Source organism: Candidatus Competibacter phosphatis, from assembly GCF_012939995.1.
Classification (GTDB): Bacteria; Pseudomonadota; Gammaproteobacteria; order Competibacterales; family Competibacteraceae; genus Competibacter; species Competibacter phosphatis.
In genome coordinates, this window is the sequence record NZ_SPMZ01000025.1 from 55,596 (window position 1) to 71,445 (window position 15,850).

Here is a 15,850-nt window from a genome sequence, read left to right on the forward strand (position 1 = left end):
TGTGGAATAATGCCGCCCATTGGAACCCTGGAGGACAACAGGCATGAAAAAGTTACTCGGCATCATCGTGGTCGTGTTGATACTGGCGGTGGCGGGCTTCGTCGGCGCGGCCTACTGGTCGGGCCGGCAGGCGGAACGCTGGTACCAGGATGCCTTGGCGCAAGGCACGAACAATCCCGACATCAAGCTCAGCACGGCCAGTTACCAGCGTGGCCTGTTCTCGTCGCAAATCGAAACCCGCGTCCAGTTTACGCTGCCGGAAGAGCACGATCCGAACCAGCCGGACCCCTCTTTCACGATCCGGCAGGAGGTCTATCACGGCCCACTGCCGCTGGCGGGTCGGGGTGTGCCGGGGGTGCCGATGCAATGGGGCGGCGCGGTGGTGCGCGCCACGCTGGACCCGAACAGCAGCGCCTGGACCCGCGAACTGGCCAAGTGGTATGGCGACCAAGAGCCAATGGTGGCCATTTCACGAGTCGGTTTCGACGGCGCCAGCGATACCTCCATCACCGTACCGCCGCTGAATCTCGAACAAGTGGGCGACGATCTGCAAAGCCTGAAGTTTTCCGGGCTGCAAGGCCAGTTTCAGGTTGCCCCTCATAACGCCGCGATCCAGGGCGGCATGAGCGCCGACAGCCTGGAAGTCGTCGGCAAACCGATGGAAGCCGGCGCTGATCAGCCGGTCGGGATCGGCCAGTTTGGCTTGCGCAATCTCACCCTAACGGTGAATCAGCGCAAGGGAGCCTTCGATCTGATGTTCGGTGAGTCCAGCCTCAAGATCGGCGAACTGCGTGGCCAGGATCAACCAGCGAAAACGCCATTTGCGATCGACAACCTGAGCGTGACCGGGAATCTGAGTCAGACGACTCCTGAACAGGTAGCCGGCGAAGTTATATTCAAGGCCGACAAGGTGACCGTGGGCGAGCAAAGCGGCACCGGCAGCGTGCGGCTGGCGTTAGGCAAGCTGGATGGGGCCACCGCTGCCCGGATCGAACAGTGGCAGCAAAAAACCGCTGGCAAGCTCGACGATCCGCAGGCGCTCGACGACTTGCTGGAACTGATGAAAGCGTTGCTGCGCGGCAAGCCGGAATTCGTGCTCGACACTCAGGCCACCCTGGTCCAAGGCGAGTGGCGAGGCAAGCTGACGCTGAATTTCCAGGACCCTGGCGCGATCAATCCGGCGCAAGATCCGATGAGCTTGTTGGGTGCGCTGGAAAAGGGATTGGCCGACATCACGGCGTCCAAGCCGCTGGTGGAAACCATGCTGATCGGTCAGGCGAAACAGAACTTGCAGGCGCAGCTCAAGGAACAGGGTCAGGAAGCGGGCGAACAGGCCGTGCAAACCATGGCCGAGCAGCAGGTTGCACAGCAGCTTCAGGGATTGATGGCCGCCGGTTTCGTTCGACTGGAAGGCGATCGCTACCAAACCACCGCGCGGTTCGAGGGTGGCAAGTTGTTTGTGAACGATCAGGAAATTCCGCTGGCGCCTCCGGTGGACCAGGAAAGTTCCAATGACGTGGAAACGATGCCGCTGATGCCGGATGACGGCGTCAAGGAAGAGGAAATGCCGTCGGCGCCGGGTAGTGACGCCGAAAAGCCGTCCCAGGAAAAACCGACCCCGCAATGAGCCGCAGCGGCCATGACCAGCATTGACGTGGAGTTGCGGCGCCTACCGCCTGGGCTGCGACCCGAAGTTGGCCAGTACTGGGAGGCATTCGCCGCCGCCGCCCGCGCGGCAGGTCTGGAGCCGCCCGCCGACGGGCTGCTGCCGAGGCAATTGGTCCCGGTCTGGGCCGGCAGCGAGTTCGTCGCCCGCGCCTGCATCGGCGAGCCGGCGTTGCTGGCGGAGTTGTGGACCAGCGGCGAGCTGGCGCGGGTCCAGGCGTCGGGCGAGTGCCGGGCACGGTTGGAACGACAGTTGGCGGAGGTGGTCGACGAGACTCAACTCGGGGTTTTGTTGCGCCAGTTCCGCCGTCGGGAAATGATCCGCATCGCCTGGCGCGATCTGGCCGGGCTGGCGAGTTTAGCGGAAACGCTGGGCGATCTGACCGATTTGGCGGAGGCGACGGTCGATGCCGCGCTGGAGCGCTTGCACGCTTGGCAGAGCCGGCGTTTCGGTCAACCATGCGACGCCGACGGCCAAGCGCAGCGCCTGGTGGTGCTGGGCATGGGCAAGCTGGGCGGGCGCGAGCTCAACTTCTCCTCGGACATCGACCTGATCTTCACGTTTCCGCGACAAGGTCAGACCGATGGCGCGCGGGCCGTCGCCAACGAAGAATTTTTCCGCCGGCTCGGGCAGCGCTTGATCAAGGTGCTGGCCGAGCCGACCGCCGACGGCTTCGTGTTCCGGGTCGACATGCGTCTGCGGCCGTTCGGCGATTCGGGGCCGCTGGCGATTTCCTTCGCCGCTTTCGAGGATTATTACCAGAATCACGGTCGCGACTGGGAGCGTTACGCCATGATCAAGGCCCGGGTGATCGCCGGCGACCGGGAAGCCGGCGAGCACTTGTTGGTCGAGCTGCGGCCGTTCGTTTATCGCCGCTATCTCGATTACGGTGCGTTCGAAGCGCTGCGCGGCATGAAGGCGCTGATCGCCCAGGAAGTCGAGCGCAAGGGCATGCAACGCAACATCAAGCTGGGACCGGGCGGTATCCGCGAAATCGAATTCATCGGCCAGGCTTTTCAACTGATCTACGGTGGCCGCGATCCGATGCTGCGGGAACGCGGCATTTTGGCGGTATTGGATCATCTGGCCGTCAGCGGCCGGTTGCCGGCGGCGGCGGTGGCCGACCTCAAGCAGGCCTATGTTTTCCTGCGCCGGGTCGAGAACCGGCTGCAAGCTTGGGCCGACCGGCAGACCCACGATCTGCCGGACAACGAACTGGCCCAACTGCGGCTGGCCCACGCGATGGGCCAACCCGACTGGGAGGTATTCGCCGACGAGTTGGCGCGGCACGCTCGGGCGGTGAGCCAGCAGTTCGCTCAGGTCTTCGGCAACGCAGCGACCGATGCCGGGACCCACCAAGAAGAGCTGGCGGTCGTATGGGGAGACGAGCCGGGTGAGGAAGGCGCGCTGTGGATATTGGCCGAGCACGGTTTCGAAGACCCGGTATTGGCCTGGAATCGACTGCGGGCGCTGAAAAACGGGTTCAGCTACCGGGCGATGAGCCCGCGCGGGCGCGAACGCTTGGACGTGCTGGTGCCGCGAGTGCTGGCAGCCGCCGCCGCCGGGCCACGGCCAGCGGCGACGCTGGAGCGCGTTTTCAATCTGCTGGAAGCGGTGGCCCGCCGCTCGGTGTACTTGGCGCTGCTGGCCGAGCATCCGCAGGCGCTGGCGCAACTGGTCAAGCTGTGCGCCGCCAGCAGTTGGATTGCCACTCATCTGACTCGCTATCCGCTGCTGCTCGACGATCTGCTCAACCCCGCCACGCTCTACGCGCCGCTGGATCGCCGGCAGTTGGTGTCGGAACTGGACCAGCAACTGGCGCGCGTGCCGGCGGGCGACGCCGAAGAGCTGCTGAACGCCTTGCGCTATTTCAAGCAGGGCAGTGTGTTGCGGGTCGCCGCCGCCGACGTCAGCGGCGCGATGCCCTTGATGATCGTCAGCGACCATCTGACCGAAATCGCCGAAGTCCTGCTGTGCAAGGTGCTGGAGCTGGCCTGGACCGATCTGCTGCTTCGGTTCGGTCCACCCGAGTGTGTGGTGGACGGAGTGAAGCGGGAGGCGCGCTTCGCCATCCTCGCTTACGGCAAGCTGGGCGGCATCGAATTGAACTACGGTTCCGACCTGGATCTGGTGTTCCTGCACGACAGCGTCGGTGGCCACCAGGTAACCGCCGGTCCGCGTCAGATCGACAACACCGCTTTTTTCGCCAAACTGGTACAGCGGATCATCCATCTGCTCACCACCCGTACCGGTGCCGGCGATCTGTACGAGGTGGACACCCGGCTGCGGCCCAGCGGTCGCGCCGGTCTGCTGGTCAGTTCCTTCGAGGCTTTCGCCGAATACCAGCAACGCCAAGCCTGGACCTGGGAACATCAGGCACTGGCACGGACGCGAGCGGTGGCGGGACCGGCGGCGCTGACCGAGCGGTTTCAAGCCATCCGCCGGGAGGTTTTGGGGCGCGAGCGCGATCCCGTGACACTGCGCCGGGAGGTCCGCGACATGCGCGAGCGGATGCGCGCCGAACTGGACGCCAGCACCACCGAGACCTTCGATCTCAAGCAGGGTCGGGGTGGTATCGCCGACATCGAATTTATGGTGCAATATAAAATCTTGGCGAACGCCCACCGTTACCCGGATCTGCTGACCTACACCGACAATATCCGGCAGACCGACGGGCTGGAGCGATTCGGCATCCTGTCCGTCGCCGACGCCGCCCGGTTGCGCAACGCCTATCGAAGCCTGCGCCGGCGCATTCACTTACTTAAGCTGCAAGAACAGCCCGCCCGTATCCCGGCCGACGAGGCGCGGGAGGTTCGCAAAGGCGTGAGCCGCATCTGGCGGCGGCTGATGGAAAGCGATTGAAGCACCGGGCGTGGGGCGATGCATTCGGGCAACGCGCGCAACGCGCGCAAGCCGCCTTGTTTTGGAGAATAGAACGATGACGATGGCCGACCGTGATGGTCTGATCTGGTATGACGGCGAACTGGTGCCCTGGCGCGAGGCCAACACCCATGTATTGACCCATACCCTGCACTACGGCATGGGTGTGTTCGAAGGGGTTCGGGCCTATGCCACCCACCGAGGCACCGCGATTTTCCGCTTGCAGGCCCATACCGACCGGCTGTTTCGTTCCGCTCATATCCTTGGCATGCCGCTGCCGTACAGCAAAGCGGAAATCAACGACGCCTGCCGGCAAGCGGTGCGCGCCAACAATCTGGCCAGTGCCTATATTCGGCCGATGTGTTTCTTTGGCGCCGAGGGCATGGGGCTGCGCGCCGACAATCTCAAGGTCCACGCCATCGTCGCCGCCTGGGAATGGGGCGCTTATCTGGGCGCGGAAAACCTGGAACGCGGCATCCGCATTCGCACCTCGTCGTTCAGCCGGCATCACGTCAACATCGCCATGTGCAAGGCCAAGGCCAATGGCAATTACATGAATTCGATGCTGGCGCTGTCCGAGGCCCTGCGCGACGGTTACGACGAGGCGCTGCTGCTGGATACCGAGGGCTACGTGGCGGAGGGGAGCGGCGAGAATGTCTTTATCGTCCGCGACGGCTTGCTCTATACCCCCGATCTGACGTCGGCGCTGGAAGGCATCACCCGCGACACCATCATCCGTTTCGCCGCCGACCTCGGGATTTCGGTCCGGGAAAAGCGCATCACCCGCGACGAGGTGTATATCGCCGATGAAGCCTTCTTCACCGGCACCGCCGCCGAGGTGACGCCGATCCGCGAAGTGGACGGCCGCGTCATCGGCAACGGCCGACGCGGTCCGATCACCCAACGCCTGCAGGAAATGTACTTCGATCAGGTGCAAGGCCGTCGCGATGAATTTCCCGACTGGCTGACGCTGGTTTGAGCGATCCATTGCCACGATCGAAGACCGTTTAAAACAATTTTTTATAAACAAAATCTTAGGAGATCAATGCCATGGCTGCCGCTCCCGCCGCCGCTTTCGCCAAGGCCATGCCCAATGCTCAGAAGACCTACGAGGTCAGCCGAGCCGATTTGCCGGTATCCTGCCCACTGCCGGAAATGACGCTGTGGAATTCCCATCCAAAGGTTTACCTGCCGCTCGAAGCCACCGGCAAAGCCAAGTGCCCGTACTGCGGCGCGGATTTCGTGCTGGTGGATTGATTCGCTGTCCGGCGGCGGGTGGAATCGCCGGTGCGCCCGCTGGTCGTCTGGCGGTTCAGCGACGGCAAGGCCGGGCACGACAATCAGAGCGGGGGATTGACGGAAGCTCTGGCCCGGTTGCGGCCGGTCGAAATCGTCACACCGCAACGCTTAACCCCCATCGCGGCGCTGCTCGCCCTGGCGGGTGGCCGTTTGACTGTGTGGCCGGATTTGCCGGCGCCGGATTTGCTGGTGGGTGCCGGTCATGGTACCCATCTCTCGTTGTTGGCCGCCCGTCGGCGTCGATGCGCGCGCGCGGTGGTGCTGATGCGGCCCAGTCTGCCGCTGGCTCTGTTTGATCTGTGCCTGATTCCCGAGCATGATGCGCCACCGATCCGCGCGAACGTGTTGGCCACGCGCGGAGCGCTGAACCGTATCCAACCCTCCTCCAACCTGGAATCCCGGCAGGGCTTGCTGCTGATTGGCGGACCGTCCGCACATTTCGGTTGGGACGAAGCCAAATTGCGCGCGCAGATCGCCGCCGTGCTGGCCGCCGATCCGACGATGCGCTGGACCCTGACCACCTCGCGCCGCACGCCGACCTCTTTTTTAGCCGCCGGTCACGATCCGGTGGACACCCGGCTGACGGTGGTTCCGGTTACGGCGACCGGCCCGGATTGGTTGCCGGCGCAACTGGCACGAGCAGGGCAGGTTTGGGTCAGCGCCGACAGCGTATCCATGGTCTACGAGGCCTTGACCGCCGGCGCGGCGGTGGGGGTGCTGGAAGTACCGCGTAAACGATCCAGCCGCATTAGTCGGGGACTGGATAAACTGGCCGGCGCGGGCTGGGTCACACCTTTCGCCGACTGGCAACGTCAGCCGTGCCTCAAGCGGCCGTCTCAAACCTTTAACGAAGCGGAGCGCTGCGCCTGCTGGATCGTCGAGCGATGGTTCGCCTGAGCGTGGCGCAGTTGCTGCCGGCACTGAACGGCGGCGGCGTGGAACGCGGTACGTTGGAGATCGCGGAGGAACTGGTCCGGCGCGGCCATCGTTCGGTGGTGATTTCCGCCGGTGGGCGGTTGGTGCCGGAATTGCTGCAAGCAGGCAGCGAACATCTGGCTTGGCCGTTGGGCGCCAAGTCCCCGCTGGTGCCGCGCTGGGTCCGGCCGTTGCGGCGCTGGTTGGCCGAACAGCGCATCGATATTCTGCACGCTCGCTCGCGCTTGCCGGCCTGGATCGCTTGGCTGGCCTGGCGGCGGATGGACCCGGCGACTCGGCCACGCTTTGTCACCACCGTGCATGGGCTGTATTCGGTTTCCCGTTACAGCGCCATCATGACCCGAGGCGAACGCGTAATCGCCGTGTCCGACACCGTGCGCGCCTATCTGCGATGCCATTATCCCGAGTTGCCGACCGAGCGTGTTCAGGTCATCCAGCGCGGGGTGGACCCGGTGGATTTTCCCTACGGTTACCGACCCACGCCCGACTGGCTGGCCGACTGGTATCGGCACTATCCACAGTTGCGCGATGTGCCGATCTTGACGCTACCGGGACGGCTGAGTCGGCTCAAGGGTCACGAGGAATTTATCGAGCTGATCGCCCGATTACGGGTGGCCGGGCGACCGGTCCATGGACTGATCGTCGGTGGCCCGGAGCCGCGCCGCCAAGCTTACGCCGATGCCTTGCGGGAAAACGTCCGATCGCGTGGCTTGGCCGGCATTGTGCTGTTTACCGGCCATCGCGCCGACATGCGCGAAATTTATGCGGTATCGACCCTGGTGCTGTCGTTGTCGGCCAAACCGGAATCTTTCGGCCGCACGGTGCTGGAAGCCTTGAGCCTGGGCCGGCCGGTGGTTGCTTACGCTTACGGCGGTGTCGGCGAGATTCTGGACCGACTGTATCCCGCCGGTCGGGTTTCGCCGGGCGATGAAGAGACGCTGCTCGCGCGGGTGGCTGGCCTGCTGGATGCTCCAGCACCGGTTCCAGCGGAGCCGGCATTTCCCTTGCGGCGGATGTTGGATGAAACTTTGGCACTTTACGCGGCGTTGCATCGTTCACCGAGGGCGCCCGTGTGAAGCTCGCGCCATCCGGGCCGACCCTGATCGTGCAGCCCTTGCCCGGCATCGGCGACATGGTCTGGCATTTGCCGCATATCCATGCCATCGCCGCGACCACGATCGCGGGCAAAGTCGATATTCTGACCAAACCACGCTCTCAGTCCGACCGCTTGTTACGCGCCGATCCCCAGGTCGGCCAGATTCTATGGCTGGAGCGCGAATCCGGTCGCCATGCCGGCTTGGGTGGCGTGTTGCGACTGGCGACGGCCTTGCGGCAAGGCGGCTACCAGCGGGTGTGGATTCTGCACGGCAGTGCCCGCTACGCGCTGGCGGCGCGTTTGGCTGGTATCTCCGAGCGACTGGGATACGGCGTGGGCTTGCAGTCGCTGTTGTTGACCGTGCCGGTGCGCTTGCCGCCCGAGCGGCGCCACGCCCACCCGATCCTACGGGCGGATGCTCTGCTGGATGCGCTGGGCATCGCCCGTGGCGAAAAGGAGCCGCGACTCGCACTCGACGCCGAGGCCGATCGGGCGGTGGCGGTACGGTTCGCGACTTGGCCAACACCATGGATCGCGCTGGGCGTCGGCAGTAGCGAAACCTGGAAACAATGGGGCGCGGCCCGCTTCGCGGAATTGACTCTGGCGCTGAACCAGCGGCGGGCCGGTTCGATCTTCATCGTCGGTGGATCGGCGGAACGGTCGCTGGCGGAAGAGATTTTGGCGCGGGTGCGTGATGGTGGCGGCACGGCGGTGGATGCGGTGGCGCTGCCGTTGGAGCAGGTGGCGGCTTTGCTGGCCCGTTGCCGCTGCTATATCGGTAACGACACGGGCGTGCTGAATATGGCCGCCGCCTTACAGGTGCCGGCTATCGGGCTGTTCGGCGGTTCGGCGCCACTCTGGCATTCCCGCTTTATTCATCCGCTCCTGCCACCCGCCGGCGAGCACGGCATGGCGACGATCACCGTTTCTCAAGTTCTGGAAGCGCGCGCGCGCTGGAGTGGCCCGGATGTCCATCGCACGCTGGCATGATGCCTTGCGGGAGGCTTTTTTTTCGTCAAGGCTGGTTGCTGCTGGCGGTGTTGCCGCTGACCCAGATCGGCGGCCGCGCGCTGTTCAACCTCGTGGCCGGGCTCTACGTGGTGTGGGGCTTGCTGAGCCTGTGGGGTCGACGGGACCGGTTGGATCGCTCGACCACCCTGCTCTACCTGGCTTTGTTGGGCGTGGCGCTGGCCGGCGTGCCGGGTTCGGTCGATCCGGTGAGCGGTTTCCGCGTCTGGATACAATTCGCCGCGCAGACCTCGACTTTACTGCTGGTGCAGGCAGCCCTGCGGGAATCTCCAGAGAACATCGATCGCCTATTGGCCGCCATGGCGCTGTTCGGCGGAATCGCTCTGGCTAGCTTATACCTGTTGCTGCCTTACCATTGGTTCGAATGGTCCGGTCGACCCTTCAACCCGCTCACACAATTGCAGGAAGACAACCTGCCGTTTTTGCTGCCGTTCCTGTTGGGTTGGATCTGGCGATACGGCGACCGCCGTTGGCGATATGGCGCAATGCTTGGCGTGACAGCGGCTGCTCTGGGTTATGTGGCGATCTCCGAAGGGCGGGCGGCGCTGTTCGGCTTGATCGTGGGATTGGCGGGGTTCTGCTGGGCGGTATTGGCGTGGCGGCCACGTTGGGTCGCGCTGCTGGCGGTAGGGGTGCTGTTGGCGGGCATCGCCGCCAATATCGGGCCATTTCTCAAGGCGGAACTGGACCTCGAACATCCCCTGGATGCCTTTACCGCCGGGCGCACCATCGTGTGGCGGCATGCGCTGGAACATCCTCCGGCGCGACCCTGGCTGGGTGTGGGCATCGCCAATGCGTCGCACAGTCAGGAGCTGCTGCGCTTTGAATTGAGTGGCACGCAGGTACAAATCAAGCACTTCCACAATTTCTTGATCGATGCTTGGTACGAAACCGGGATCTTGGGCGTGGGGCTGCTGCTGACGCTGGCCGGCACGGTATTCGTTCGGTTGGCGTGGGTCTGGCGGCGATTGCCGGTCGACGATCGCCAGCGCGCCGGGATATTGCTGGCGGCGGCACTCTCGATCATCGCCGCTGCTCTGCTGAGCTTTTCTTATACCTCTCGGCAGTTTGCCTGTTACCTCTTCGCCTGCCTGGGCGGGTTGATCCACTTCGACCGGTCGCGCGCCGGCGCGGCTAGCCCAGCAAATGCCGATACAGATCCAGATAAGCGTTGACGACCGCTTCCTCGCTGTGTCGGACGATGAACGTCTGGTGACCACCACTGGCGAGCTCGTGGCGCAATGACTCGTCGCGCAACAGTAATTCCATTGCCGCCGCCAGCGTGGCGGGATCGTCCGAAGGCGTCAGCCAGCCGTCCTGGCGATCGGTGATGATGTCCTGCAAGCCCCGGGCGCGGGTCGAGAGCACCGGACGACGGTGAGCCCAGGCTTCCAGCACGACATTGCCCACCCCTTCCTGCCGCGAAGAGCAGACGCACAGGTCGGCCAGTTCCTGAAAGCGGTCGGCATCGTCGCGCCAGCCCGGCCAGCGCACCCGGCCAGCGATGCCCAGTTGCGCGGCGTGATGCTTAAGGCTCGTCGCCAGCGGCCCGTCGCCGACGATGACTAGGTAGACCGGCCGATCGTGAATGCAGGCTGGCACGGTCGCGAACGCCGCAAGCAGGTCGTCGAACCCCTTGACCGGATGCAAGCGACCCACTGCGGTGACGATGAGGGCATCGTCAGGTATCGCGCATTCCTGACGCAGTTGCCGCAGGGCGACGGTCGAACTGGGGTGACGGGGCGCGACGAAATTGCTGATGTGAAACACCCGGTTTGCAGGAAGGCCGTGCCGGATCAGATGATCGCGGATGCCTGGACTGACCGCGACCCAGGCGTGCGCGTGCCGGTAACGGCGTGGGTTGTAATAGCCACCCAGCCGGGCGATATGAATCGGCCGTTGACTAGCGGTGACCTCGGTCAGTCGGCTGGCCCGGCCCATGTAGGTTTGCACGATGTCCGGCCGGCGCTCGCGCATGATGTCCGCGATTCGCCAGCGGGACCAGACATCCCAGATCGCCCGCATGGGCACATGGATTTGCTCGATGTCCGGCCGCAGCCGGGCCGAAACCTGGCCACCGGCCACGTTGACAGCCAATACGAGCTGCTGGCGGGCCTGCAAGGCGTTGACGAGGCGGACATAAAAGAGTTCGGCGCCGCCCACCGCTTCCCCACCGATGATATGGGCCGATGCGATCATGAATACCCGAGGACGTGAAAGTCATGCATGATATGGCGCGTGCTCCAAAATGAAAACTTCGTTTAGGACGGGCTGATCCATGACAGACCGCACTCGGCTTTCGGTATTCGTCACCACCTACAACAATGATCGTACCTTGACGGCCTGTCTGGAGAGCATCAAATGGGCCGATGAGATTGTCCTGCTGGATTCCTTCAGCACCGATGACACGCTCGATATCGCCCGGCGTTATGGGGCGCGGATCACCCAGCACGAATTCATGGGATACGGCCGGCAAAAGCAGATGGCGCTAGAGGCGACCACCCATGATTGGGTGCTGCTGCTAGATGCCGACGAGGCGTTGTCACCGGCCCTGCGGATCGAGATCGACCGGTTGCTGGATACGGGACCGGCTGTGGATGGCTACGAAATGCCTCGGCAGGAACAATTGTTCTGGCGAATGTACCATCCGGCTACCCGGATGAATCACTACCTGCGCCTGTTCGACAAGCGCAAGGGCGATATCGATGACATGCCGATCCACGCCGCGCCCAAGATCAAGGGGCGGATCGGCCGGCTCAATGCGCCGCTGTATCATTACGGCGAAACCGACATCCACACCAAGGTCGAGAAGATCAACGCTTACTCGACCGGCTTGGTGGCGGACAAGATCAAGAAAAAAACGTTGGGGCAATACCGCTCATCATGTTGTTCTACCCACCGTTGTTTTTCATCCGCAGCTACTTGTTCAAACGAAACTTTTTGAACGGTTGGGCGGGCGTGATCAACTCGGCGGTGGCGGCGTTCTACGTCTTTCTCAAATACGCCAAGCTATACGAGCATTATCAGATGGCTCAATACGGAGCCCGGCTGTTGCCGGAAGACGCTCCAGCACCGCCGATCCCCCATCGATCCCAGAATGCCGGCCACGATTCCTAAGAACCTCGGAGGTTTGGCCAGTCACGTCAAGCCCGCGTCGATCCCGTGCAATTGCCGCCAAACCCGTGGTGGCGTCAGCATCGCCATGCAGGTGTGGTGGGAACAATCCTTACGATAACAGTTGACGCAAGGCAGGTCGGCTTGCAGGGTCGTGACATTATCGCCCAGCGGCTTGACCCGGCGCGGGTCGGTTGGACCACACAACACCAGCATGGGTACGGTCGTGGCTGCGGCCAAGTGCGCGGTGCCGGTGTCGTTGGCGACGATGAAACGCGCAGGTTCGCACAGCGGTGGAATATCCAGGATCGCGGTCTGCCCGCACAGGTTGATCAGCCAAGGACCGCAGGTTTGGGCGATACGCTGACACTCCTCGATTTCATCCGGGCCGCCGACGAGCACGACATGATCCAGCCCTTGATGGTGGATCTGATGCGCCAGCGCACTGTAACGGTCGGCGCCCCAGCGCTTGAGGTGGCCGTTGGCATTACAACCCGGCAACAGGATCGCATAGCGACCCGCCATGAGTCCGTGACGCGCCAACAGGTCTCGGGCGCGGGCGCGGTGGTGATCGGGAACATGCAGCACCGGTCGCGGCGTCGTCGCCGGAATACCGCCGGCTCGCAGCTCGGCGCGGCCACGAGTGATGCTGTGCACGGGGCTGGGTAGTTCGGCCGGGGCAATGTTATAGGGAAACTGACGGCGGTTGCCCAAACGGAAAGGGATCGAACGACCGCCGAATCCCAGCAGGCCCAGCAACAAACGGGAGCGGTCGTTGCATTGCAGGTCGATCGCCAAGTCATAGCGCTGAGCCCGTACCTGGCGCAACCACTCGATCACATTGGGGATGGTCCGTCGGCGGTCGCGCAAGTCCACCGCGAAAACGTGTTGGAACCGCGAATCTCGTGCAAAGAGTTCCTGCCAGGCGGGCAGGGTGTTGAGATGAATTTCCCGATCTGGAAACGCCCGGGCGATATCCTCGAACAGCGCGGTGGCAATGATTACGTCACCCATGGCACTCCACTTCAGCACCAGGATGCGGCGTATGGCGGGATTGGCCGGCAGATCGGCGCAATAGGACATCGGCGGAATCCGGGCTCAGAGTGGGTAAATGCGTGGGCTGCCCGGCGGCTGGGTCTTGAAGCGACGATGAACCCAGAGATATTGGGCGGGTGCCTGACGGATGTGGTGCTCCAGCAATTCGTTGATGCGCTGGGTGTCCGACGCAACGTCGCCACTCGGAAAATTTTCCAGCGCTGGCAGGATGGTGACCTCGTAACCGGCTGTTCCCGACAAGCGGCGCGGGAAATAGGGTACCACCGCCGCGCCGCTCAGTGCCGCCAGCCGACTGGTGGCGGTGATGGTGCAGGTGGGCACGCCAAAGAAAGGCACGAAGACGCTGTTGCGAAGGCCGTGGTTCTGATCGGGCGCATACCACACCGCCCTTCCCCGTTTGAAGGCGCGCAACAGGCCGCGCAGATCCTCGTGGGGCAAGGGCGGCAAGCGGGACCGCCGCTCGCGTTCGCGGCGCATGACGGCTTCGTATAACGAATTCTTGTGCGACCGGTACATGGCATGGAACGAATGGCGCCAAGTGATGAATCGAGCGCCCAATTCCAACGTAGTGAAATGGCCGGTGAGTAGGATTACGCCCTTGCCACGGGCCATGGCTTGCTCCAGATATTGCGTGCCCTCGACTCGCGCCAGCCCGTACAGCCTTTCGTCCGGTGCCCACCAGGCCATGGCGGTTTCGAACAAGCCAATGCCCAGCGCGGCGAAATGCTCTTCGAGCAGGTCGGCTCTTTGAGCCGACGAAAGCTCTGGGAAACACAGGGCCAGATTGATGGCGGCGATGCGACGGCGACGACGCATGATCTTGCCAGCCCAACGGCCGATTTGCCGGCCAGCGAGCAATTGCCAGCGGAACGGCAGCGCGGCCATTCCTTTCATCGCGCCCAACCCCAGCCAGACCGGCCAGTAGCGCGGCGCCAGAAAATGCCAGGAAAACAGTCGGACAGGTGTTGTCACGGGATACGAGCTTCCATAACGATTCTATTATTGTAAGCGGCGCCCGCCTGACAACACACCTTGCAAATTACGGCCATGAGTTGGAGAGCGATATGACACCCGTTTTTTTAGTGACCGGCGCGGCTGGTTTCATCGGCAGTCATTCAGTGGAGTGGTTGCTGCGGCATGGGTGGCGAGTGGTTGGAGTCGACAACCTACGCACGGGGCGTCTGGACAATTTGGCTGATGCGCGCTCGTCCCCCAATTTTACTCTGGTGATCGCCGATGCGGGCGACGAAACGGCAATGCGTCCTCTGTTTCAGCAACATCGTTTTACCGGCATGCTGCATCTCGCGGCGCTGGTCAGTGTTCCGGAAAGCTTTCGTGAGCCAGAGCTCAACTATCGCCTCAATCTGGCCACTGCGGACACGCTGGCCCGATTGTGCCTTGAATTTGAGTGCAAGCGTTTGGTGTTCGCATCATCGGCGGCGGTATACGGCGCGAACGCGGCGCTGCCCAATCGTGAATCGGCCCTGCCTCAACCGCTGTCTCCCTATGCCGCCGCCAAACTGGCCGCCGAGGTCATGCTGCTGGGCTATGCGGCCAGCTACGGGCTGGAAGCGGTCTGCCTACGCTATTTCAACGTTTACGGACCGCGCCAAGATCCCGGTTCGCCTTACTCCGGCGTGCTGTCGATCTTCACCGATCGGTTCCAACGCGGTTTGCCGGTGACGGTGTATGGTGACGGTGAGCAAACCAGGGATTTCATCTCGGTTCGGGATGTGGCGGAGTACAACGGGCAAGCGCTGACCCGTCAAGATGTTGTCGTGGGACGTTACAACGTTTGTACCGGTCATGCCATTTCCTTAAAGCAGGTGCTGGCGATTTACCGCGAACTGTTTCCGAACGCACCTCCGACCGAGTTTGCGTCCGGCCGGATCGGCGATATCCGGCACTCGTTGGGTGATCCGGCTTTGCTGCGGGAAATGCTGCAATTCAGTGCGCAAACGGAGTTTGCGCAGGGTTTGCGCGAACTGAATGCCGGATGATGGATATTGCGGTACAGGCTTGACGTTCGAGCTTTCTTCTCTATAATTCGCACCTCCCTACGGTGAGCGTAGGGAGATGGAGAAAAGATTTTCGAGAGGGGCTTGCGGTAAAGAGTTAAATGAGCCTATAATCCCATTCTCGCTACTCTCTGAGTAGAAACGGTTAACATGTTCTTTACAAAACTGGAAGGTAGGTTGGAGGGGTGGCTTGCGGGCGAGGGTCTGTAAGCTGCCTGGAGCTCCGCGCGAGCGGGGGCGAAAAGCGCTTTACGAAGTGATATTTTGTTGTTTTGTTTTTGAGTAAGTATTGAACTGAAGAGTTTGATCCTGGCTCAGATTGAACGCTGGCGGCATGCCTAACACATGCAAGTCGAACGGAGGGCTTCGGCCCTTAGTGGCGGACGGGTGAGTAACGCGTAGGGATCTGCCCCGCAGTGGGGGACAACCTGGGGAAACTCAGGCTAATACCGCATACGCTCCATGGAGGAAAGCGGGGGACCTTCGGGCCTCGCGCTGCGGGATGAACCTACGTCCGATTAGCTAGTTGGTGGGGTAAGGGCCCACCAAGGCGACGATCGGTAGCTGGTCTGAGAGGACGGCCAGCCACACTGGGACTGAGACACGGCCCAGACTCCTACGGGAGGCAGCAGTGGGGAATATTGGACAATGGGCGCAAGCCTGATCCAGCAATGCCGCGTGGGTGAAGACGGCCTGCGGGTTGTAAAGCCCTTTAGGCGGGGAAGAACGGCCGGGCGCGAATAGCGCGCGGCTCTG

General features: G+C 62.9%; 14 protein-coding genes and 1 rRNA gene. 12 read left to right on the forward strand and 3 right to left on the reverse strand.

Going from position 1 to position 15,850, the window contains the following annotated elements:
* Window positions 1–43 precede the first annotated feature (43 nt).
* The 8 genes from E4P82_RS09440 to E4P82_RS09475 all read left to right on the forward strand — a co-directional run bounded on the left by E4P82_RS09440 (window position 44) and on the right by E4P82_RS09475 (window position 10,081).
* Window positions 44–1,627 (forward strand): YdgA family protein, encoded by a 1,584-nt coding sequence (locus tag E4P82_RS09440; RefSeq protein WP_169248644.1) that lies wholly within the window; start codon window positions 44–46, stop codon window positions 1,625–1,627.
* Between the two features lie 12 nt (window positions 1,628–1,639).
* A complete protein-coding gene (gene glnE, locus E4P82_RS09445; RefSeq protein ID WP_169248645.1) occupies window positions 1,640–4,528 on the forward strand; it encodes a bifunctional [glutamate--ammonia ligase]-adenylyl-L-tyrosine phosphorylase/[glutamate--ammonia-ligase] adenylyltransferase in 2,889 nt (962 codons plus the stop codon).
* A 76-nt stretch (window positions 4,529–4,604) separates the two neighbouring features.
* Window positions 4,605–5,525: a branched-chain amino acid transaminase gene (locus tag E4P82_RS09450; protein WP_169248646.1), complete on the forward strand. Its 921-nt coding sequence runs from the start codon at window positions 4,605–4,607 to the stop codon at window positions 5,523–5,525.
* Window positions 5,526–5,596: 71 nt separating this feature from the next.
* The gene (locus E4P82_RS09455; protein ID WP_420887083.1) at window positions 5,597–5,803 is read left to right on the forward strand and encodes a zinc-finger domain-containing protein; all 207 of its coding nucleotides are present in this window, start codon (window positions 5,597–5,599) and stop codon (window positions 5,801–5,803) included.
* Between the two features lie 30 nt (window positions 5,804–5,833).
* Complete coding sequence (locus E4P82_RS09460) at window positions 5,834–6,742, forward strand: mitochondrial fission ELM1 family protein (protein WP_312914556.1); 909 nt, start codon at window positions 5,834–5,836, stop codon at window positions 6,740–6,742.
* The gene (locus E4P82_RS09465) at window positions 6,730–7,857 is read left to right on the forward strand and encodes a glycosyltransferase family 4 protein (protein WP_169248648.1); all 1,128 of its coding nucleotides are present in this window, start codon (window positions 6,730–6,732) and stop codon (window positions 7,855–7,857) included. Before E4P82_RS09460 ends, E4P82_RS09465 begins: the two co-directional genes overlap by 13 nt.
* Window positions 7,854–8,867 (forward strand): glycosyltransferase family 9 protein, encoded by a 1,014-nt coding sequence (locus tag E4P82_RS09470; RefSeq protein ID WP_312914558.1) that lies wholly within the window; start codon window positions 7,854–7,856, stop codon window positions 8,865–8,867. The genes E4P82_RS09465 and E4P82_RS09470 overlap by 4 nt, the downstream gene beginning before the upstream one ends.
* Window positions 8,864–10,081, forward strand: a complete 1,218-nt coding sequence (locus E4P82_RS09475) for an O-antigen ligase family protein (protein ID WP_169248649.1) — start codon at window positions 8,864–8,866, stop codon at window positions 10,079–10,081. The genes E4P82_RS09470 and E4P82_RS09475 overlap by 4 nt, the downstream gene beginning before the upstream one ends.
* On the opposite strand, the gene E4P82_RS09480 is transcribed toward E4P82_RS09475, so the two are convergent.
* Complete coding sequence (locus tag E4P82_RS09480; protein WP_169248650.1) at window positions 10,041–11,105, reverse strand: glycosyltransferase; 1,065 nt, start codon at window positions 11,103–11,105, stop codon at window positions 10,041–10,043. The two genes, E4P82_RS09475 and E4P82_RS09480, sit on opposite strands and share 41 nt — an antisense overlap.
* 79 nt (window positions 11,106–11,184) lie before the next feature.
* On the opposite strand from E4P82_RS09480, the gene E4P82_RS09485 reads away from it, so the two are divergent.
* A complete protein-coding gene (locus tag E4P82_RS09485; RefSeq protein ID WP_246327474.1) occupies window positions 11,185–11,850 on the forward strand; it encodes a glycosyltransferase family 2 protein in 666 nt (221 codons plus the stop codon).
* A complete protein-coding gene (locus E4P82_RS22015; protein ID WP_246327475.1) occupies window positions 11,847–12,023 on the forward strand; it encodes a hypothetical protein in 177 nt (58 codons plus the stop codon). The genes E4P82_RS09485 and E4P82_RS22015 overlap by 4 nt, the downstream gene beginning before the upstream one ends.
* Window positions 12,024–12,044: 21 nt before the next feature.
* Here E4P82_RS22015 and E4P82_RS09490 read toward each other — a convergent pair whose 3' ends face one another.
* Both E4P82_RS09490 and lpxL read right to left on the reverse strand, forming a co-directional pair.
* Window positions 12,045–13,103 carry a glycosyltransferase family 9 protein gene (locus tag E4P82_RS09490; protein WP_211203090.1) on the reverse strand — a complete coding sequence of 353 codons (1,059 nt, stop codon included), beginning with the start codon at window positions 13,101–13,103 and terminating at the stop codon, window positions 12,045–12,047.
* A 15-nt stretch (window positions 13,104–13,118) separates the two neighbouring features.
* Complete coding sequence (gene lpxL, locus E4P82_RS09495; RefSeq protein ID WP_312914563.1) at window positions 13,119–14,048, reverse strand: LpxL/LpxP family Kdo(2)-lipid IV(A) lauroyl/palmitoleoyl acyltransferase; 930 nt, start codon at window positions 14,046–14,048, stop codon at window positions 13,119–13,121.
* Window positions 14,049–14,140: 92 nt separating this feature from the next.
* Here lpxL and E4P82_RS09500 point away from each other — a divergent pair, with 92 nt between their 5' ends.
* On the forward strand, window positions 14,141–15,076 hold the full coding sequence (locus E4P82_RS09500) for an NAD-dependent epimerase/dehydratase family protein (protein ID WP_169248651.1): 936 nt from the start codon (window positions 14,141–14,143) through the stop codon (window positions 15,074–15,076).
* A 309-nt stretch (window positions 15,077–15,385) separates the two neighbouring features.
* Window positions 15,386–15,850: ribosomal RNA gene (locus E4P82_RS21485) — 16S ribosomal RNA — on the forward strand; the annotation flags it as partial.

Bases quoted from the DNA above. Each gene is read 5' to 3' on its own strand.
- E4P82_RS09490 (WP_211203090.1), bottom strand. From the start codon at position 13,103: ATGTCCTATTGCGCCGATCTGCCGGCCAATCCCGCCATACGCCGCATC.
- E4P82_RS09475 (WP_169248649.1), top strand. From the start codon at position 8,864: ATGATGCCTTGCGGGAGGCTTTTTTTTCGTCAAGGCTGGTTGCTGCTG.
- E4P82_RS09450 (WP_169248646.1), top strand. From the start codon at position 4,605: ATGACGATGGCCGACCGTGATGGTCTGATCTGGTATGACGGCGAACTG.
- E4P82_RS09455 (WP_420887083.1), top strand. From the start codon at position 5,597: ATGGCTGCCGCTCCCGCCGCCGCTTTCGCCAAGGCCATGCCCAATGCT.
- glnE (WP_169248645.1), top strand. From the start codon at position 1,640: ATGACCAGCATTGACGTGGAGTTGCGGCGCCTACCGCCTGGGCTGCGA.
- E4P82_RS09440 (WP_169248644.1), top strand. From the start codon at position 44: ATGAAAAAGTTACTCGGCATCATCGTGGTCGTGTTGATACTGGCGGTG.
- E4P82_RS09465 (WP_169248648.1), top strand. From the start codon at position 6,730: ATGGTTCGCCTGAGCGTGGCGCAGTTGCTGCCGGCACTGAACGGCGGC.
- E4P82_RS09500 (WP_169248651.1), top strand. From the start codon at position 14,141: ATGACACCCGTTTTTTTAGTGACCGGCGCGGCTGGTTTCATCGGCAGT.
- E4P82_RS09480 (WP_169248650.1), bottom strand. From the start codon at position 11,105: ATGATCGCATCGGCCCATATCATCGGTGGGGAAGCGGTGGGCGGCGCC.
- E4P82_RS09485 (WP_246327474.1), top strand. From the start codon at position 11,185: ATGACAGACCGCACTCGGCTTTCGGTATTCGTCACCACCTACAACAAT.